The following is a 16,046-nucleotide window of genomic DNA, read 5'->3' as shown; positions in this document are numbered from 1 at the left end:
ATGTTTTAATGATTCTTGATTTAGTCATGAATAGAATGTAATATACTTTACTTCATATATTATGTTGTACATAATTAAAATATATAAAAGGGGGTTCACCATGGAAGAACTTGAAATTGAATTCAAGAATCTACTTGACTATTCAACTTACGAAAAATTAAAAAACGCGTTATTTATCGATGCGCCGATGATTACGCAAACCAATTTTTATATCGATACGAATCAATTCGATTTAAAATCGCAGAAATGTGCACTTAGAATTCGTGATAATGGAGCATCTAAAATGATGACATTAAAAATACCACAAACAATTGGTGTCATGGAGTATTCTGGTGTGATTGATGAGCGTATCATAGATCAGGAATATATCGAACAACGTTACATCCCTGAAAATATTGAACAGCAATTAAAAAAAATGAATATAGCTGATAATTCACTTCGTGTATTTGGTGCGCTATCGACAGAACGTCGCGAAATAGAGTATAAATCCGGTCTCCTTGTCCTTGATGCCAGTTATTATCTTGATACGAGCGATTACGAGCTGGAATATGAAGTAAACGACTACGAAGAAGGAAAAGTACACTTTGATGCGTTACTTGAATATTATAACATTGACAAACAAGAAACAATGAGCAAAGTGCAAAGATTTTATAACCACTACAGTAAACTTTCAAGCAAAATACTTTAAAATTGTAATATACATGCTATATTAGTATGAAAGTAAGGAGATGTCAGATGGATACGATTTATGATCGCATCGGCCAGGATAATTTATATCAAATGATAGATATCTTTTATTCTTATGTTAAAGAAGATGAACGTATTAATCATTTATTTCCTGGTGATTTTAATGAAACAGCTCGAAAGCAAAAGCAATTTTTAACACAATTTTTAGGAGGACCAACGCTCTATTCTGACGAACATGGTCATCCCATGATGCGTGCACGTCATATGCCTTTTGTGATTGGAGAATTTGAAAAAGACGCATGGCTCGAAAATATGACGAAAGCTGCATATAAAGTACCGATGGATGAAGATGTTAGAACATACTTATTGCAACGTTTAACACTTACTGCTGAACATATGAAAAATGTCGATTAAAGGATGAAGGTGATGTAGAATGGGACAACTACAATTAATGGTAAATCAAACGCGAGAACAATTATCGCCTAATAAAAAAATAGAGATCTATTCTTTCTTTGATCCTTTTTGTAAAGATTCTTGGAAACTTAAAGCAACTTTACGTAAATTGCAAATTGAATACTATCAATTCGTAGATATTAAACAAATTCTACTTCCTACTTTGAAAGTACTCACAAAATGCCAGGCACAAAGTACAACTTGCGATGATAATATCGCTTTAGCATTTAAAGCAGCTGAATTACAAGGAAGAAAGAAAGCGAATCTATTTTTGAACTTTATACAGAATGAAATAATGCCAAAACAAGATATAATCACAAAAGAATTGATTATGCATTGTGCGCAAAAAGCAGGATTAGATATAGAAGTCTTCACTAATGACATACGTAGTAATCATGTTACTTCCTCATTAAAGTGTGACCAACATATCGCAAATGAAATGGATGTCAATGTTACACCTACACTTGTTTTCTTTAACGAAAATTATGAAGATGAAGGATTAAAAGTTGAAGGTATTCACGCTTATCATATTTACACATATATCATCAATGAACTTGTAGAAACACCGATAGAAAAAAAGTTACCACCAACGCTTTCAGAATATATTCGTGATCAGGAAATGGTAAGTGAACATGAACTCGAAACTGTTTATGAGTGGCCACATCATATTTTGATGAATGAGTTACGAAAATTAAAGCTCCAGAATATTATTGAAGATGTTTATTATGATCATGATTTATTCTGGCGTTACAAATCACTATAATATATCACACAAAAACCGATATCGTATATGATATCGGTTTTTGTGTGTCTGTTTTTCCAAAGAATTTATTAGTACAGTTTCATTGTTTTTCATAACAGTTATTTGTGCACTTAAAATATAATATTAAAAAATCTCATAAAAAAAATACCGTGTCTGATTACACGGTATTTAAACAAAGGGGATGGGAGAAATTTTTCACTCAAACAAAGGGGTATGTTTGGTATGTGATTAATTTCATGTACTTAATATAACACGTTATTTATTCTGTTTCAAATAAAATGGATACTGTTCACAAATTTGACATATTGTAAACGCATTCACTACTTATTTATTATTTTGATAACTTTATTAATCTTTCAAATTCATCTAATCTTTCTTCAAACACTTTACAAGCATTTTCAATAGCAGCGCTTGATGTCATATCAACACCAGCTTTTTTTAGCACTTCGATAGGATAATCAGAACTACCTGCTTTTAAGAAATGATTGATATAACGATCCACAGCAGGTGCGCCTTCTTCAAGCATTTGCTTGCTTAACGCAAATGCTGCACTATAACCTGTTGCATATTGATAAACATAATAGTTGTAATAAAAATGTGGTATACGGCTCCACTCATATTGAATATTATCATCCGTTATAACAGCATCTCCATAATATTTCTTATTCAATGCAGCATACTCTTTATTTAATCGTTCAGCAGTTAATGGTTCATTATTTTCAACGATTGTATGGATGATATGTTCAAATTCAGCAAACATCGTCTGTCTGAATACAGTCCCTCTGAATCCATCTAATTGATAATTAAGTAAATATAACTTTTTCTTTTCATCTTCTAAATTTTTATACATATAATCTGCCAGTAATGCCTCATTACATGTTGATGCCACTTCAGCCACGAATATTGAATAACCTGACATATTAGACGGCTGATTCTTTCTAGAAAAATAGCTATGTGCACTATGTCCAAATTCATGCGTCAATGTAAATGTATTGTTTACATTATCCGTCCAGTTCATTAAAATAAATGGATTTGTTCCAAAAGTACCAGATGAATAAGCACCACTTCGTTTTCCTTTATTTTCGTAAACATCTACCCAGCGATTCGTTAATCCTTCTTTAATTACTTCAATATATTCACTACCCATCGGTTCAAGTGATGCCAGCATCCAATCTTTCGCTTCTTCATAAGTTACTTTGAATTCAACATCTTCTATTAAAGGCGTATACATATCATACATATACATCTCATCTAGACCTAATAATTCTTTACGTAATGCTGTGTAGCGATGTAATAATGGCAGATGATCATTAACCGTCTGAACTAAGGTATCATATACAGACTCCGGTATATCATTGTTTGATAAAGCTTGATGACGAGCGCTTTCATAATTTCTTACTTTACTTGAAAATACGCTTGCCTTAACTTTTCCTGCGAGTGTTTGTGACAATGTATTATTAAACTCACCATATTTAGCGTAAACCTCTTTATATGCATTTTCACGTAATACACGATCATCAGATTCTAAATAAGTAATATAGTTACCATGAGATAACGGTAATGAATTACCATCTTTATCTTTTATGTTATCAAAAGTTAAATCGGCATTGTTAAACATACTAAATGTATTACTTGAAGCAGAAAGTGCTTCCTGAGCTTCAGCTAATATCAATTCTTCCTTTTCACTAAGAACGTGTTCACGTCGTTTATTAATTTTTTCAAGATCAAATTTAAAACGTTCTAACCCTTTATGTTCTGCAATAAATGTATTTAACTGTGATTCATCAATTGTCATCAGTTCCGGTAACATAAAACTCCAGGCAGATGAGAATTGACTTGCAAGTGTTGCAGCGCGTTGCTCAAAAGCAGTATACTTTGCATTCGTTGTATCTTCATCATGTTTAAGATGTGCATATACATAGACTTTACCTAATAGTTCATCAATTTCAGCATCTAATAATAATGCATTTAATAAAGTTTCACTTGAGGTACTTAGTTTACCTTGAAATGCTTTTTCTTTGCCAAGATACTCTGAAAGCTCAGTAAAGGCATTTTCCCACGCGTCATCGGATTTAAATATTGTCGTTAAATCCCATGTATTTTTCTCTTGTTGTTCGCTTCTTGTCATTAATTCTGTCATTTTAAATCCTCCATTTCATTAATACATTTAATTTTCTCATTTTTCAGTCATTAATGCACGCATTTGATTTGATATATGCTGATAAACTTTTAAGATGTGTAAAGAGAGTTCTGGCTGCGATATCAACAAGTTACTTTGTTCGGATAATTTTAAGCAATTCATCCATTTTTCAAAATCAAATTGTTGATTGTGAATCATCACCATCAATTCAACCTGCCATTCTATTGGATGTTTATCAATATAAATCTGTTCAGGTATTACAATGCGTAAGTATTCCGGAATATTTCTATGATCTATTCTCAGTTGATAAAGACCACTTAATGTGGGCTGCAGCACTGACTTTTTGGCTAAGCAATTTTGAATATGCTTTTTCGTTTCTATCTTGCTCAATACACGATGTGTCAACTTTAGCTGATTATCAGTAATAATAGAAAGTATCGCTTCTCCATTTATAATCCTAATAATTTTAATTTCAAACTCATTATGATTCAGTACACGGATAATCTGTAAGGCAAAAAAAGATTTTAACTGCGTATGATATACAAACAATACATTACTTGCTAAATGAATTAATGATTTTTGAAAGTGTGTAAGTTTCATTTGAGTATCATTGATTTTAATATCTTCAAATTTAGCAATCCATATTACTTCTACACCGATTGAATTGTAGCCAGACGTTCTTGTAACAATGTGAGAAACTGGTATTACTGACATCTGCAGTTCAAATGCGATAGAAGAAGTATGATAACAGTCAGGTATCTGCTCAATTGATGACAAATAATATTCCATAAAACATGTAGAAGGATGAAACAAATCATATAGGCAATATTTACCTTCTATATGGGCCACTGTTTCTTTTTTGTATGTGTACATAAAACAATCTTTTAAAGTTTGATGTGCAAAATGTGGTAACTTAACTTTTCCTTTTTTTAATACAACAGGTCTGTTGCAAATTGGACAAGTGTATCGTCCTGGCAATGCACGATTTGCCTCAATTAATTCTCCGGCATCATTTAAAGCAACAAGCATAAAAAAGCACCTCCTACTTATATATAGTAGAAAGTGCTTAAAGTATTTTTTACAATTGTGTAAATATTGTTAATCACTACAATTTAAAATATTTTTGTACTTGATGTTTCACATTATGACTCATCACAACTTTTCCATACTCTTCAAGTTGTTCTTTAGAAATACGTGATTCATCAGCATACTCTAATACATGCGCAACATATGTATGTACTTCATCATCTGATAAACGTTCGTCAAACTGTACATAATAATAATATCTTCCTTCATGCATATAAAGCAGGTCTTCAATGTCAATATCAAGATGATCATCATAACTGAACTGGATAACATGCTCAAGATCATCAAAGTGTGCAATAAATTCATTATCAAAATCATTTATTTCAGATGCTTTCATTAATAAATCACGTAATTCTTTTTCATCCTGAACTGATTTGTTTAAGAAATCGTTTACCTGATATTCAAGATTTTCAGGTGATTCATCATCCGGTAAATGTAAAACATCATCTTGTTTAGTTTTTGTTACAACAAATTCAATACCTTTATCAAATGCATGGACTTGTATCCATAATGGTCCTTCAACAAAAAATTCTTCTTCTTCGTTGATTTCTTCCATCATAGACCAAAAGAATTCTTCACCAGCTTTACGGTTCGTCCATAAATCATCGCGTTTAAATCCTCTAGCCTCTATATCTGCATATGTTAAATAAAATTTTAATGTAGTGTCATTGACGCGTTCAATTCTCATGGTCTTTCCCCCTATCAATAGAATTGTAAGTCTATTGTACATTAAAGGGTATATCCTCACAATGAATAAACCTTAAAATGATACATAAAAAAGCTGTCAAATTCGTTCATGTGAACAAATTATGACAGCTTGTTAATTAAAATTAATCTACCATACGTTGTGCTTCTAATAATTGGAACGTACGCACTTTACGTGGTAAGAATCGTCTAATTTCGTCTTCATTGTATCCAACTTGTAAACGCTTTTCATCTAAGATGATTGGACGACGTAATAACCCAGGATTTTTTTGAATAATTTCATATAACTCCTGTAATGGTAATGCGTCAATATCAACATTTAATTTTTGGAATGTTTTTGAACGTGTAGAGATGATTTCATCTGTACCATCTTCTGTCATTCTTAAGATTGCTTTTATTTCATCAATTGATAAGTTTTCTGAAAATATATTACGCTCCGTATACGGAATGTCATGTTCTTGTAACCATGCTTTCGCTTTACGGCAAGATGTGCAACTTGGTGAAGTAAATAATGTTACCATACATCTCACTCTCCTAATTATGTTATTTATCGGTTAGATTATTATTTGCATAATTTATCTTAAACGCTTAGTTATATTTACCCTATACGTGTTAACTTAAACATTGTCAAATAATAAAACTTAAAAATAATTATAAAATTATATTAAGCAATCTAATGTTAAGATAAATGCTATAGAAGTTTGTTCTAACCTGATATTGTTATTATATTATCTGAACATTAAAATTTAATGAGAATTCTCTAATAAAATGAAAATAATTATCTGAACATTCAATCATAAATCACTCAAGATAGTCTCACAAAATTTTATTATTTACTCTTACACTATACACCTTATAAATCCTTATTACAATACGTTTTCATTAATTTTCATTTTTGTCACATAATAAATTAATCATAATATTTATGATATCTGTTTATTTATTATATCCGTTTATATAGTACAATATACTTACTATTATTAAAGGAGTTTTATATATGCAAACATTATTTTCAGGAATTCAACCGAGCGGTGTTCCTACAATCGGAAACTACATCGGAGCATTACAACAATTTGTTGAAATTCAAAATGACTATGACTGCTACTTTTGTATTGTTGATCAGCATGCGATTACTGTACCACAGGACAAAGCAGCATTAAGGAAAAATATCCGTTCACTGGCAGCACTTTATCTTGCCAGTGGATTAGATCCGGAAAAAGTAACGCTCTTCATTCAATCAGAAGTACCAGCTCATGCACAGGCAGGCTGGATGCTGACAACGATTTCAACGATTGGTGAACTAGAACGTATGACGCAATTTAAAGATAAGGCAAAGGATCGTAAAGAAGGTATTCCTGCAGGATTATTAACTTATCCACCACTTATGGCTGCGGATATATTATTATATGGCACACACATCGTTCCTGTCGGTGATGATCAGAAACAACATCTTGAATTAACGCGTGATCTCGCTGAACGATTTAACAATAAATATAATGATATATTTACGATTCCGGAAATTAGAATGCCTAAAGTCGGTGGACGCGTGATGAGTTTACAGGATCCAACGAAAAAAATGAGTAAATCTGATAGCAATACGAAAGGATTTATTTCTCTCCTTGATCCACCGAATACAGTAGCGAAAAAAATTAAAAGTGCTGTTACTGATTCTGAAGGCATCGTAAAATATGATAAAGAAAATAAACCTGGTATTTCTAACTTACTAGGTATTTATTCAATCTTCTCTGGTAAAACGATTGAAGAACTTGAAAGTAAGTATGAAGGAAAAGGTTATGGCGACTTTAAATCAGACTTAGCAGACGTTGTAGTCGCATTTATCACACCCTTCCAGGAAAAATATGAATACTACATGAATTCACCAGAACTTGATGAAATACTTGACCGTGGTGCTGAAAAAGCAGCATTTAAAGCAAATAAAATGCTTAAAAAGATGGAAAACGCAATGGGTTTAGGCAGAAAAAGAAAATAGATAATTAAAAAAGCACATCACTGAAATTCAGTGATGTGCTCTTAATGTAGTAACTATTTTTTACCTTCGATATAAGTTTCTTTTAATGTAGTATCTCCAGCAAATTTATGAACAACATAGTTTTTAATGTATGGTTGACGAAGTCGTGCTGAACCACGTTGATACATCGGAATAATCGCTGCATCTTCTAAGAAGATTTGTTCAGCTTCTTGTAAAGCTGTCCAGCGTTTTTCTGGATCTGCTAATAATGGACCTTTAGCATCTTTAACTAATTTATCAAATTCTTTGTTTGACCAATCCATTTGGTTATGTGGACCGTCAGTTACGAACATATCGATAAAAGTCATTGGGTCTGGATAGTCAGGACCCCAACCAGCAAATGATAATTCATAGTTCTTTTTAGATTCTAAAGCTAATTTTTGTTTAAATGGTTGTTGTTTAATTTTTAAAGTAACGCCAGGTAAGTTCGTTTCTAATTGTTCTTTAACATATTCAGCATCTTTTTTAGATGTATCTTGATCATAAGTTAAAAATTCAAATGTGAACTTGTCTTTACCTAATTCTTTTTTCGCTTTATCTAAATATTTCTTCGCTTCATCTTTGTCATAGTTTAATGGAGATTTAACACCTTCACTATAATCTTTACCGTCTGGACCTTTAACGAATTCTTTAGGCATTAAAGCATCTGTTGCTACAGAACCGTTATTTAATAAAGTTTTTACGTATTTATCTTTATCGATTGCTTTCGCTAAAGCTAAACGTAAGTTTTTGTTTTGTAAATCTTTATTTTTAGATTGATTGATACGTACAAAGAATGTTGAAGATCCTAGTTGAGTTGAGAACTGATCTTTGTATTTAGCATCATTTTTGTATTTATCAACGTTTTCAGCAGATAAACCTACAGCATCAATTTTACCAGTAGTGTATAAGTTTAAAGCAGTTTGTGTTTCTTTAACGATTTGGAAGTTTACTTCTTTTAACTTCACTTTATCTTTATCCCAGTATTCTTTGTTTGGTGTTAACTGGAAGTTTTTCTCAGTGTTCCACTCATTTAATACGAAAGGACCATTGTATAAAGTGTCGTCTTTAGTTGTACCGTACTTGTCACCTTTTTCTTTAACGAATTTTTCGTTTTGTGGTAAGAAAGTACCGAAAGCTAATAATTCCTGGAAGTAAGGAACGTTAGTTTCTAATTGAATTTCTAATGTGTTATCATCAATTGCTTTAACTCCTAACTCATCAGGTTTCGCTTTACCTTCCATGATTTTGTTAGCATTTTTTAAATCTGCCATAATATATGCATATTCAGCACCTGTTTTAGGATCGATTGTACGTTTCCATGCATATTCAAAATCTTTCGCTGTTACAGGGTCACCATTAGACCATTTCGCATCTTTACGTAATTTGACTGTCCATGTTTTACCGTCTTTAGACTTTTCTGGATCTCCTTCTGCTACACCAGGTACGGCTTTATCGTCTTTATCTAAAGTATAAAGACCTTCCATTACTTGGTTGAATACATTAAAAGATACTTGGTCAGTTGCCATTGACGAATCCATAGATGGAATATCAGAACCTTCTGCAAAGTTCAATACTTGGCTGTCTTTGCCGTCTCCACCAGCAGATTTTTTATCTCCGCCAGAGCCAGAACAAGCTGATACAAAGCCAGTTAAAGCTAATAATAAAACTAAAAACCATTGAAAATTCTTTTTCATTCAACTTCCCCCTACATATAAATTATTCAATCTGCTGTTTAGAATATTCAGAAGATTTGTATTAATTATATTTTATATTTCACGGTATAGCAATACTTTTTTTATACATTTTTTAATTTTTTTGAATATTTTATTATTTTATATTTATTCACATTCTTTTATTAAGTATAACTTTAAATTTCTTTCTGAATCCCTTTATGACGGTAAGTTATATTTCTTATGTTTTGTTAACATTTATAAAGTATGTTTTTTCCTTTTTATTACTTTTTATAAATATATAAAGATTTATGCATAAAAATAAAGGACATTGAGATTAATGCTTCTCATTGTCCTTTATTGTTTAATAATTATGATTATAAGATTTCTTTAATGCTTCGTATTCTTTCGGTGAGCAATATACGTAATGATCTGGAGCAACTTCACGTAACTCTAATACATCGTCTGCAGTATACGCATGAACATCCGGGTTATAAGTTTTACGTACGCGCGTACGCTCTGATTCCGGATCTGGTAATGGAATTGCAGATAATAATGACTTCGTATATTCATGAAGTGGATTGTTATAGATTGCATCCGCTGGTCCTACTTCAACTAATTTACCGAAATACATTACACCGATACGGTCTGAAATGTATTTAACCATTGATAAATCATGGGCGATAAACAAGAATGTAATGCCACGTTCATTCTGTAATTTCTGCATTAAGTTTACAACCTGCGCCTGAATAGATACGTCAAGTGCTGAGATTGGCTCATCGGCAATAATAAACTCTGGTTCTACTGCTAATGCACGTGCGATACCGATACGCTGACGTTGTCCTCCTGAGAATTCATGTGGATAACGGTTAGCATGTTCTTTTGATAAACCTACTGTCTCAAGTAACTCGTAAACACGATTTGCACGATCTTGTTTATTCTTTGCAAGTTTATGAATATCAATACCTTCAGCAATAATATCCATAACTTTAAGTCTCGGGTTAAGTGATGCATATGGATCCTGGAAGATCATCTGCATACGACGATTAAACTTCAATAAATCTTTCTTATTTTTAATCGACTGAATATCAGTCCCATCAAAGATAACTTCTCCGCCTGTTGCATCATATAACTTAATCAGTGTACGTCCTGTTGTTGATTTACCACAACCTGACTCACCTACAAGACCTAAAGTTTCACCGCGATAAATATCAAATGTGATATCATCGATAGCTTTTACTTCATTTTTCTTGCCAACGTTAAAATATTGCTTTAAATTTCTTACTTCAATTAATTTTGTTTTGCCTTCAGCATATGGTTTAATCCCCGCTGCTTTTTTTTCTACTTCAGTAAGTTTAGTTTTATTCAATTCAGATGCACTATATTGTGACGCATCTTCTTTAATTGCATCTTCACTTACCTGAATTGGACCATCCTCAATTGTATGTTCTACTGTATGATCTACTACAGGTTCTGTCGTATGTGTAACAGTTTTTTCAACTTTAACATCTTGTGTTGTATTTCCTGTATCGTCAATTACTTTAACGCGACCTTCTGTATTGTTATGAACTCTATCGTCTCTCATTAGAAGCTAACCCCCTCAACACGTTTTGGTTCTGCATAGTCACCAGGCATAGGGCGCAGCTTTTGTTTAACCATTTCTGGCGGTTCAACTTTAGGTGCTTGCGGATCCATCAACCAAGATTTCACAAAGTGCGTATCTGAAACCTGGTACCAAGGTGGCTCCTGTTCAAAGTCAATTTGTAATGCGTAATCTGAACGTCGTGCAAAGGCATCACCGACTGGTGGTTTAATTAAATCTGGTGGTGTACCAGGAATAGCAATTAATTCTGTATCCTGATGAGTATCTAAACTTGGCATAGATGATAATAATCCCCAAGTGTATGGGTGTTTAGGATTGTAGAATATTTCATCTACTGTTCCTGTTTCAACAATTTGTCCACCATACATTACTGCAACGCGATCTGCTACGTTTGCAACTACCCCTAAGTCATGTGTAATGAAGATAATTGAAGTATCAATTTTCTTCTGTAAATCTTTCATCAATTCTAAAATTTGTGCCTGAATTGTTACGTCAAGTGCTGTTGTAGGTTCATCAGCAATTAGAATTTTCGGGTCACATGCTAGTGCCGTTGCAATAACGATACGTTGACGTTGTCCACCAGAGAATTGGTGAGGATAGTTATTGAAACGACCTTCTGGATTTGGAAGTCCTACTAAACGTAATATATCTAATGCACGTTCTTTCGCTTCTGCTTTAGATAACTTTTGATGTTTAATCAGCGGTTCCATAACTTGCTTACCAATTTTCATTGTCGGATTTAATGAAGTCATTGGATCCTGGAAGATCATCGAAATATCTTTACCACGCACTTGCTGCATTTCTTTTTCTGATAGCTTTGCAATATCTTTACCATCAAACAAGATTTCTCCTTCTTTAATACGTGAAGGTGGTGATGGTAACAATCTCATAATCGCTTTCGTCGTTACTGATTTACCTGAACCAGACTCTCCAACGATTGCTAATGTTTCTGCTTTATCTAAGTGGAAATCAACTCCACGTACTGCCTGAACTTCCCCCGCGTTAATATCGAAGGAAACTTTTAAATTCTTAACTTCTAAAATTCTTTCTGCCATTCTAATTTCCTCCTTTATTTACGCATTTTCGGATCGAATGCATCACGTACACCGTCACCAAATAAATAGAAACATAAGATTAATAATGATAATACTGCAGATGGAACAAACATTTGATATGGGTGAATCAATAACATTTTACGACCATCGTTTACTAATGCCCCAAGTGATGTCATCGGTGGCTCTAAACCTAAACCGATGAAGCTTAAGAATGCTTCGAAGAAAATCGCTCCAGGGATAGAGAACATTGCCGTTACGATAATTGGTCCTAATGTGTTCGGTAAAATATGTTTAAAAATTAGACTTCCGTTAGAAGCACCTAATGTTCTTGACGCTAAAATATATTCTTGCCCTTTTAACTTTAAGAATTGTCCACGCACGATTCGGCTCATTCCAATCCAGCCCGTTAGTGACATGGCTAAGATGATTGTCCATAGACTACCACCGAAGAGAATTACGAATAAAATCATGATGATTAAGTTAGGAATCGATGCAATAATCTCGATGATACGCTGCATCAATGTATCTACCCAGCCACCAAAGAAACCTGAAATAGATCCATAAGTAATCCCGATAACAACGTCTAAGAATGCTGCTACGATACCAATAAAGATAGAAACTTGTGTACCTTTCCAAGTACGTGTAAAGATGTCACGTCCAAGCGAGTCTGTACCAAACCAATAAGCTTCTTTAACATTCTTAGATTCATAAACATCGAAACCATCTTTATCTTTACCGTCGAACGGTAAGAATCCTACATCTTTAAGTGCCATAATTTTTGGCGGTAAGTTTGAATGGTCAACGTTTTGTGCACGATACGTATGACCACTGATCATAGGCCCGATAAATGCCATTAACGTCAATAAGATTAAACCAATTAATCCAAGGATAGCTGCTTTGTTAGCTTTTAATTGTAACCATGCATCCTGCCAGAATGTTTTCGATTCACGCTCAATTTTTTCTTCATTGATTTCGTCACGATTTGCTAATACAAATGAACCAGGAGGTGTCGCTAAATTTTGATTTAAATTTGCATGACTAACATTTTCTTCTACTTCATTAAATTTTGCCATTAATCTTTACCTCCTTGTACACGGATACGTGGGTCAATGATGCCGTATAAAATATCAACGATAAATAATACTGCTACGAATAATGCACAGATAAATACTGTAAGTGCCATAATAACTGGATAGTCATTCATTTGAATAGAACGCACGAATTGATCTCCAAGACCAGGAATACCGAAGATCGTTTCGATCGTAAGTGCTCCTGTTAAGATACCAACTGTCATTGGACCAATTAATGTAATGATAGGAATTAATGCATTACGTAATGCATGTCCAAATAATACTTTAGAAGTTGAATTACCTTTAGCACGTGCTAAAGTAATATAGTCTGAACTTAAAACCTCAATCATTTCTGAACGGATATACCTTGCGATAGTTGCAATAACACCAGCTGATAGTGCAATGGCTGGTAATACGGCATAATCAAATCCTTCCCAACCTGCAACCGGGAACCATTGTACTTTAACTGCTAAGAAATATTGTAATAAAACGGCTAAAACGAATGATGGTACTGAGATAGCAAGTACAGAGAATACAGTTGCTAAGTAATCCACCCATGTATTTTGTTTCACTGCAGCAATAACCCCTAATATAATCCCAAGCGTTACACCGATGATCATTGCGTAAAGACCAATTTCAGCAGATGGTCCAAGACGAGGAATAATTAATCCTAATACGTCTTTATTATCATATTGGAATGATACTCCGAAATCACCTGTTGCTGCTTTCTTTAAATAATTGAGATATTGCACTCCTAATGGATCGTTTAATCCATATTTTTCATTCACGATTGCTTTCTGTTCAGCTGATAACTTTTCATCGTTAAACGGTGAACCAGGCATTAATTTCATTAAGAAGAACGTAGCCGTTGTAACAATGAACAATGTTAAAAGCATATAAGAAATTCGTTTAATCGTATATTTTAACATGCACTTCTTCCTCCTTATAATCATATAGCGCAAAATCATTTTTTGCTCTAATACTATAATAACTAAATTTTCTCATAATTCATACAACTTTTTTTATTTATTTAAAAAGAAGGATATAAGTTGCATATCCTTCCTTCTAAATTGGTTTCAAGATACTATTTCTTAATTTCAGTTTCTTTGAATGAATAATCTCCAGCAAATTTATGAGAAACAATGTTTTTCACGTATGGTTGCGTTAAGAATGCGCCACCACGTTGATAGATTGGAATAATTACTGCATCATTTAAGAATTCAGTTTCAGCATTTTGTAATGTTGTCCAACGTTTTTCAACATCTGTTAATAATGGACCATTCGCTTCTTCAATTGCTTTGTCATACGTTTTTGAAGACCAGCCAGTTTGGTTATGTGGACCGTCAGTTACAAACATATCTAAGAAAGTCATTGGATCTGGATAGTCAGGACCCCAACCACCTAATGATAATTCATAGTTACCTTTAGATTCTAAATCTAATTTTTGTTTGAATGGCTGTTGTTTAATTTTTAATGTTACACCTGGTAAAGTTGATTCAATTTGTTCTTTAAAGTATTCAGCATCTTTCTTAGAAGACTCTTGGTCGAATGTTAAGAATTCAAAAGTGAACTTATCTTTACCTAGAGCTTTTTTCGCTTTTTCATAAGAAGCTTTTGCTGCTTTTGCATCGTAGTTTAATGGAGATTTAACACCATCAACATAGTCTTTACCTGCTTTGTCTTTAACAAAGTCTTTTGGCATTAATGTGTCAATTGCTACAGAACCATTATTTAAGTTGTTTTTAACGTATTTTTCTTTATCGATAGATTTCGCTAAAGCTATACGTAAATCTTTGTTTTGTAAATCTTTATTTTTTGTTTGGTTCATTCTAATGAAGAATGTTGAAGCATCTAATTCTGTAGAATAGTTTTTATCATTTTTGTATTTATCGATAAATTCTGCAGGTAAACCGACACGATCAATTTTACCTGTTGTAAATAAGTTAACACCTGAGTTAGCATCTTTTAAAACTTTGTAAGTAATTTTATCTAATTTTACTTTATCTTTATCATAGTATTTATCATTTTTCGTTAAAGTAAATTTGTCTTCAGTTTTCCATTCGCTTAATACGAAAGGACCATTATATAATGTATCTTTTTCTGTTGTACCGTATTTTTCGCCTTTTTCTTTAACGAATTTTTCGTTTTGAGGTAAGAAAGTACCGAATGCTAATAATTCTTTGAAATAAGGCTTAGATTTTTCTAATTCAAATTCTAAAGTTGTATCATTAACTGCTTTAACACCTAATTCAGAAGGTTTCATTTTACCTGTATTAACAGCTTCTGCATTTTTTAAGTCGTACATGATGTAAGCATATTCTGCAGCTGTTTTTGGATCTAATGCACGTTGCCAAGCAAATACGAAGTCTTTAGCTGTAACAGGATCACCATTTGTCCATTTTGCATCATCGCGTAATTCTACTGTCCATTTTTTACCGTCAGCTGAAATTTTTGGTTCACCTTTAGCAATTGCAGGAACCGCTTTGTCATCTTTATCTAATGTATATAGACCTTCAATCGTTTGGTTATATACATTGAATGATACGGCATCAGTTGCTAAAGATGAGTCCATTGTTGGGATATCACTTGAAGCAACTAATCGTAATGTTTTATCGTCGCCACCAGCAGTATCACCAGAACCACCTTTTTTACCTGAACATGCAGCAAGTACCATAGTAATTGCTAGAAATAAAACTAATAAAGATTTTACCTGTCTTTTCATTTCTTTCCCCCATTTCTAAAAATGCCTCTGTTAATTTTCAGAAGATTAACTTTATTATAAATGTTATAGTAAATAAATAGC

General features: G+C 32.9%; 14 protein-coding genes. 4 read left to right on the top strand and 10 right to left on the bottom strand.

Going from position 1 to position 16,046, the window contains the following annotated elements:
- The first annotated feature begins 100 nt into the window (after positions 1 to 100).
- The 3 genes from KFV12_RS04625 to KFV12_RS04615 are packed head-to-tail and all read left to right on the top strand — an operon-like array spanning position 101 to position 1,903.
- On the top strand, positions 101 to 688 hold the full coding sequence (locus tag KFV12_RS04625) for a CYTH domain-containing protein (RefSeq protein WP_170122429.1): 588 nt from the start codon (positions 101 to 103) through the stop codon (positions 686 to 688).
- Between the two features lie 47 nt (positions 689 to 735).
- The gene (locus KFV12_RS04620; RefSeq protein WP_111714391.1) at positions 736 to 1,101 is read left to right on the top strand and encodes a globin domain-containing protein; all 366 of its coding nucleotides are present in this window, start codon (positions 736 to 738) and stop codon (positions 1,099 to 1,101) included.
- Positions 1,102 to 1,120: 19 nt separating this feature from the next.
- On the top strand, positions 1,121 to 1,903 hold the full coding sequence (locus KFV12_RS04615) for a DsbA family protein (protein WP_111714390.1): 783 nt from the start codon (positions 1,121 to 1,123) through the stop codon (positions 1,901 to 1,903).
- Between the two features lie 331 nt (positions 1,904 to 2,234).
- Here the strand turns inward: KFV12_RS04615 and pepF are convergent, their stop codons facing one another.
- From pepF to spxA, 4 genes are all read right to left on the bottom strand, one after another.
- Positions 2,235 to 4,043: an oligoendopeptidase F gene (pepF, locus tag KFV12_RS04610; protein ID WP_254257412.1), complete on the bottom strand. Its 1,809-nt coding sequence runs from the start codon at positions 4,041 to 4,043 to the stop codon at positions 2,235 to 2,237.
- Between the two features lie 36 nt (positions 4,044 to 4,079).
- Entirely contained in the window at positions 4,080 to 5,072 is a 993-nt protein-coding gene (locus tag KFV12_RS04605) for a competence protein CoiA (RefSeq protein ID WP_254257411.1), read from the bottom strand.
- Between the two features lie 76 nt (positions 5,073 to 5,148).
- Positions 5,149 to 5,817: an adaptor protein MecA gene (mecA, locus tag KFV12_RS04600; RefSeq protein WP_239242278.1), complete on the bottom strand. Its 669-nt coding sequence runs from the start codon at positions 5,815 to 5,817 to the stop codon at positions 5,149 to 5,151.
- Between the two features lie 142 nt (positions 5,818 to 5,959).
- The gene (gene spxA / locus KFV12_RS04595) at positions 5,960 to 6,355 is read right to left on the bottom strand and encodes a transcriptional regulator SpxA (RefSeq protein WP_096076985.1); all 396 of its coding nucleotides are present in this window, start codon (positions 6,353 to 6,355) and stop codon (positions 5,960 to 5,962) included.
- A 476-nt stretch (positions 6,356 to 6,831) separates the two neighbouring features.
- Between spxA and trpS the strand changes: the two genes are divergently transcribed.
- Positions 6,832 to 7,824, top strand: coding sequence for a tryptophan--tRNA ligase (trpS, locus tag KFV12_RS04590; protein ID WP_111714386.1), 993 nt, complete (start codon positions 6,832 to 6,834; stop codon positions 7,822 to 7,824).
- A gap of 53 nt (positions 7,825 to 7,877) precedes the next feature.
- Here the strand turns inward: trpS and KFV12_RS04585 are convergent, their stop codons facing one another.
- The 6 genes from KFV12_RS04585 to KFV12_RS04560 all read right to left on the bottom strand — a co-directional run bounded on the left by KFV12_RS04585 (position 7,878) and on the right by KFV12_RS04560 (position 15,965).
- Positions 7,878 to 9,539 (bottom strand): peptide ABC transporter substrate-binding protein, encoded by a 1,662-nt coding sequence (locus KFV12_RS04585; protein ID WP_254257410.1) that lies wholly within the window; start codon positions 9,537 to 9,539, stop codon positions 7,878 to 7,880.
- A 340-nt stretch (positions 9,540 to 9,879) separates the two neighbouring features.
- Positions 9,880 to 10,839: an ABC transporter ATP-binding protein gene (locus tag KFV12_RS04580; protein WP_111715505.1), complete on the bottom strand. Its 960-nt coding sequence runs from the start codon at positions 10,837 to 10,839 to the stop codon at positions 9,880 to 9,882.
- 260 nt (positions 10,840 to 11,099) lie between these two features.
- Positions 11,100 to 12,173, bottom strand: coding sequence for an ABC transporter ATP-binding protein (locus KFV12_RS04575; protein ID WP_111714384.1), 1,074 nt, complete (start codon positions 12,171 to 12,173; stop codon positions 11,100 to 11,102).
- A gap of 14 nt (positions 12,174 to 12,187) precedes the next feature.
- Positions 12,188 to 13,246, bottom strand: coding sequence for an oligopeptide ABC transporter permease (opp3C, locus tag KFV12_RS04570; protein ID WP_111714383.1), 1,059 nt, complete (start codon positions 13,244 to 13,246; stop codon positions 12,188 to 12,190).
- Entirely contained in the window at positions 13,246 to 14,172 is a 927-nt protein-coding gene (gene opp3b, locus KFV12_RS04565) for an oligopeptide ABC transporter permease (RefSeq protein ID WP_111714382.1), read from the bottom strand. The genes opp3C and opp3b overlap by 1 nt, the downstream gene beginning before the upstream one ends.
- A gap of 155 nt (positions 14,173 to 14,327) precedes the next feature.
- Positions 14,328 to 15,965 carry a peptide ABC transporter substrate-binding protein gene (locus KFV12_RS04560; protein WP_111714381.1) on the bottom strand — a complete coding sequence of 546 codons (1,638 nt, stop codon included), beginning with the start codon at positions 15,963 to 15,965 and terminating at the stop codon, positions 14,328 to 14,330.
- Between the last annotated feature and the right edge of the window lie 81 nt (positions 15,966 to 16,046).

Source organism: Macrococcus epidermidis (assembly GCF_024205965.1).
GTDB lineage: Bacteria > Bacillota > Bacilli > Staphylococcales > Staphylococcaceae > Macrococcoides > Macrococcoides epidermidis.
Note: the sequence above shows the minus strand (reverse complement) of the source record. Positions and strands in the feature narration are given on the sequence as shown.

Bases quoted from the DNA above. Each gene is read 5' to 3' on its own strand.
- pepF (WP_254257412.1), bottom strand. From the start codon at position 4,043: ATGACAGAATTAATGACAAGAAGCGAACAACAAGAGAAAAATACATGG.
- KFV12_RS04560 (WP_111714381.1), bottom strand. From the start codon at position 15,965: ATGAAAAGACAGGTAAAATCTTTATTAGTTTTATTTCTAGCAATTACT.
- KFV12_RS04605 (WP_254257411.1), bottom strand. From the start codon at position 5,072: ATGCTTGTTGCTTTAAATGATGCCGGAGAATTAATTGAGGCAAATCGT.
- opp3b (WP_111714382.1), bottom strand. From the start codon at position 14,172: ATGTTAAAATATACGATTAAACGAATTTCTTATATGCTTTTAACATTG.
- spxA (WP_096076985.1), bottom strand. From the start codon at position 6,355: ATGGTAACATTATTTACTTCACCAAGTTGCACATCTTGCCGTAAAGCG.
- KFV12_RS04625 (WP_170122429.1), top strand. From the start codon at position 101: ATGGAAGAACTTGAAATTGAATTCAAGAATCTACTTGACTATTCAACT.
- KFV12_RS04620 (WP_111714391.1), top strand. From the start codon at position 736: ATGGATACGATTTATGATCGCATCGGCCAGGATAATTTATATCAAATG.
- KFV12_RS04615 (WP_111714390.1), top strand. From the start codon at position 1,121: ATGGGACAACTACAATTAATGGTAAATCAAACGCGAGAACAATTATCG.
- mecA (WP_239242278.1), bottom strand. From the start codon at position 5,817: ATGAGAATTGAACGCGTCAATGACACTACATTAAAATTTTATTTAACA.
- KFV12_RS04575 (WP_111714384.1), bottom strand. From the start codon at position 12,173: ATGGCAGAAAGAATTTTAGAAGTTAAGAATTTAAAAGTTTCCTTCGAT.
- trpS (WP_111714386.1), top strand. From the start codon at position 6,832: ATGCAAACATTATTTTCAGGAATTCAACCGAGCGGTGTTCCTACAATC.
- KFV12_RS04585 (WP_254257410.1), bottom strand. From the start codon at position 9,539: ATGAAAAAGAATTTTCAATGGTTTTTAGTTTTATTATTAGCTTTAACT.
- opp3C (WP_111714383.1), bottom strand. From the start codon at position 13,246: ATGGCAAAATTTAATGAAGTAGAAGAAAATGTTAGTCATGCAAATTTA.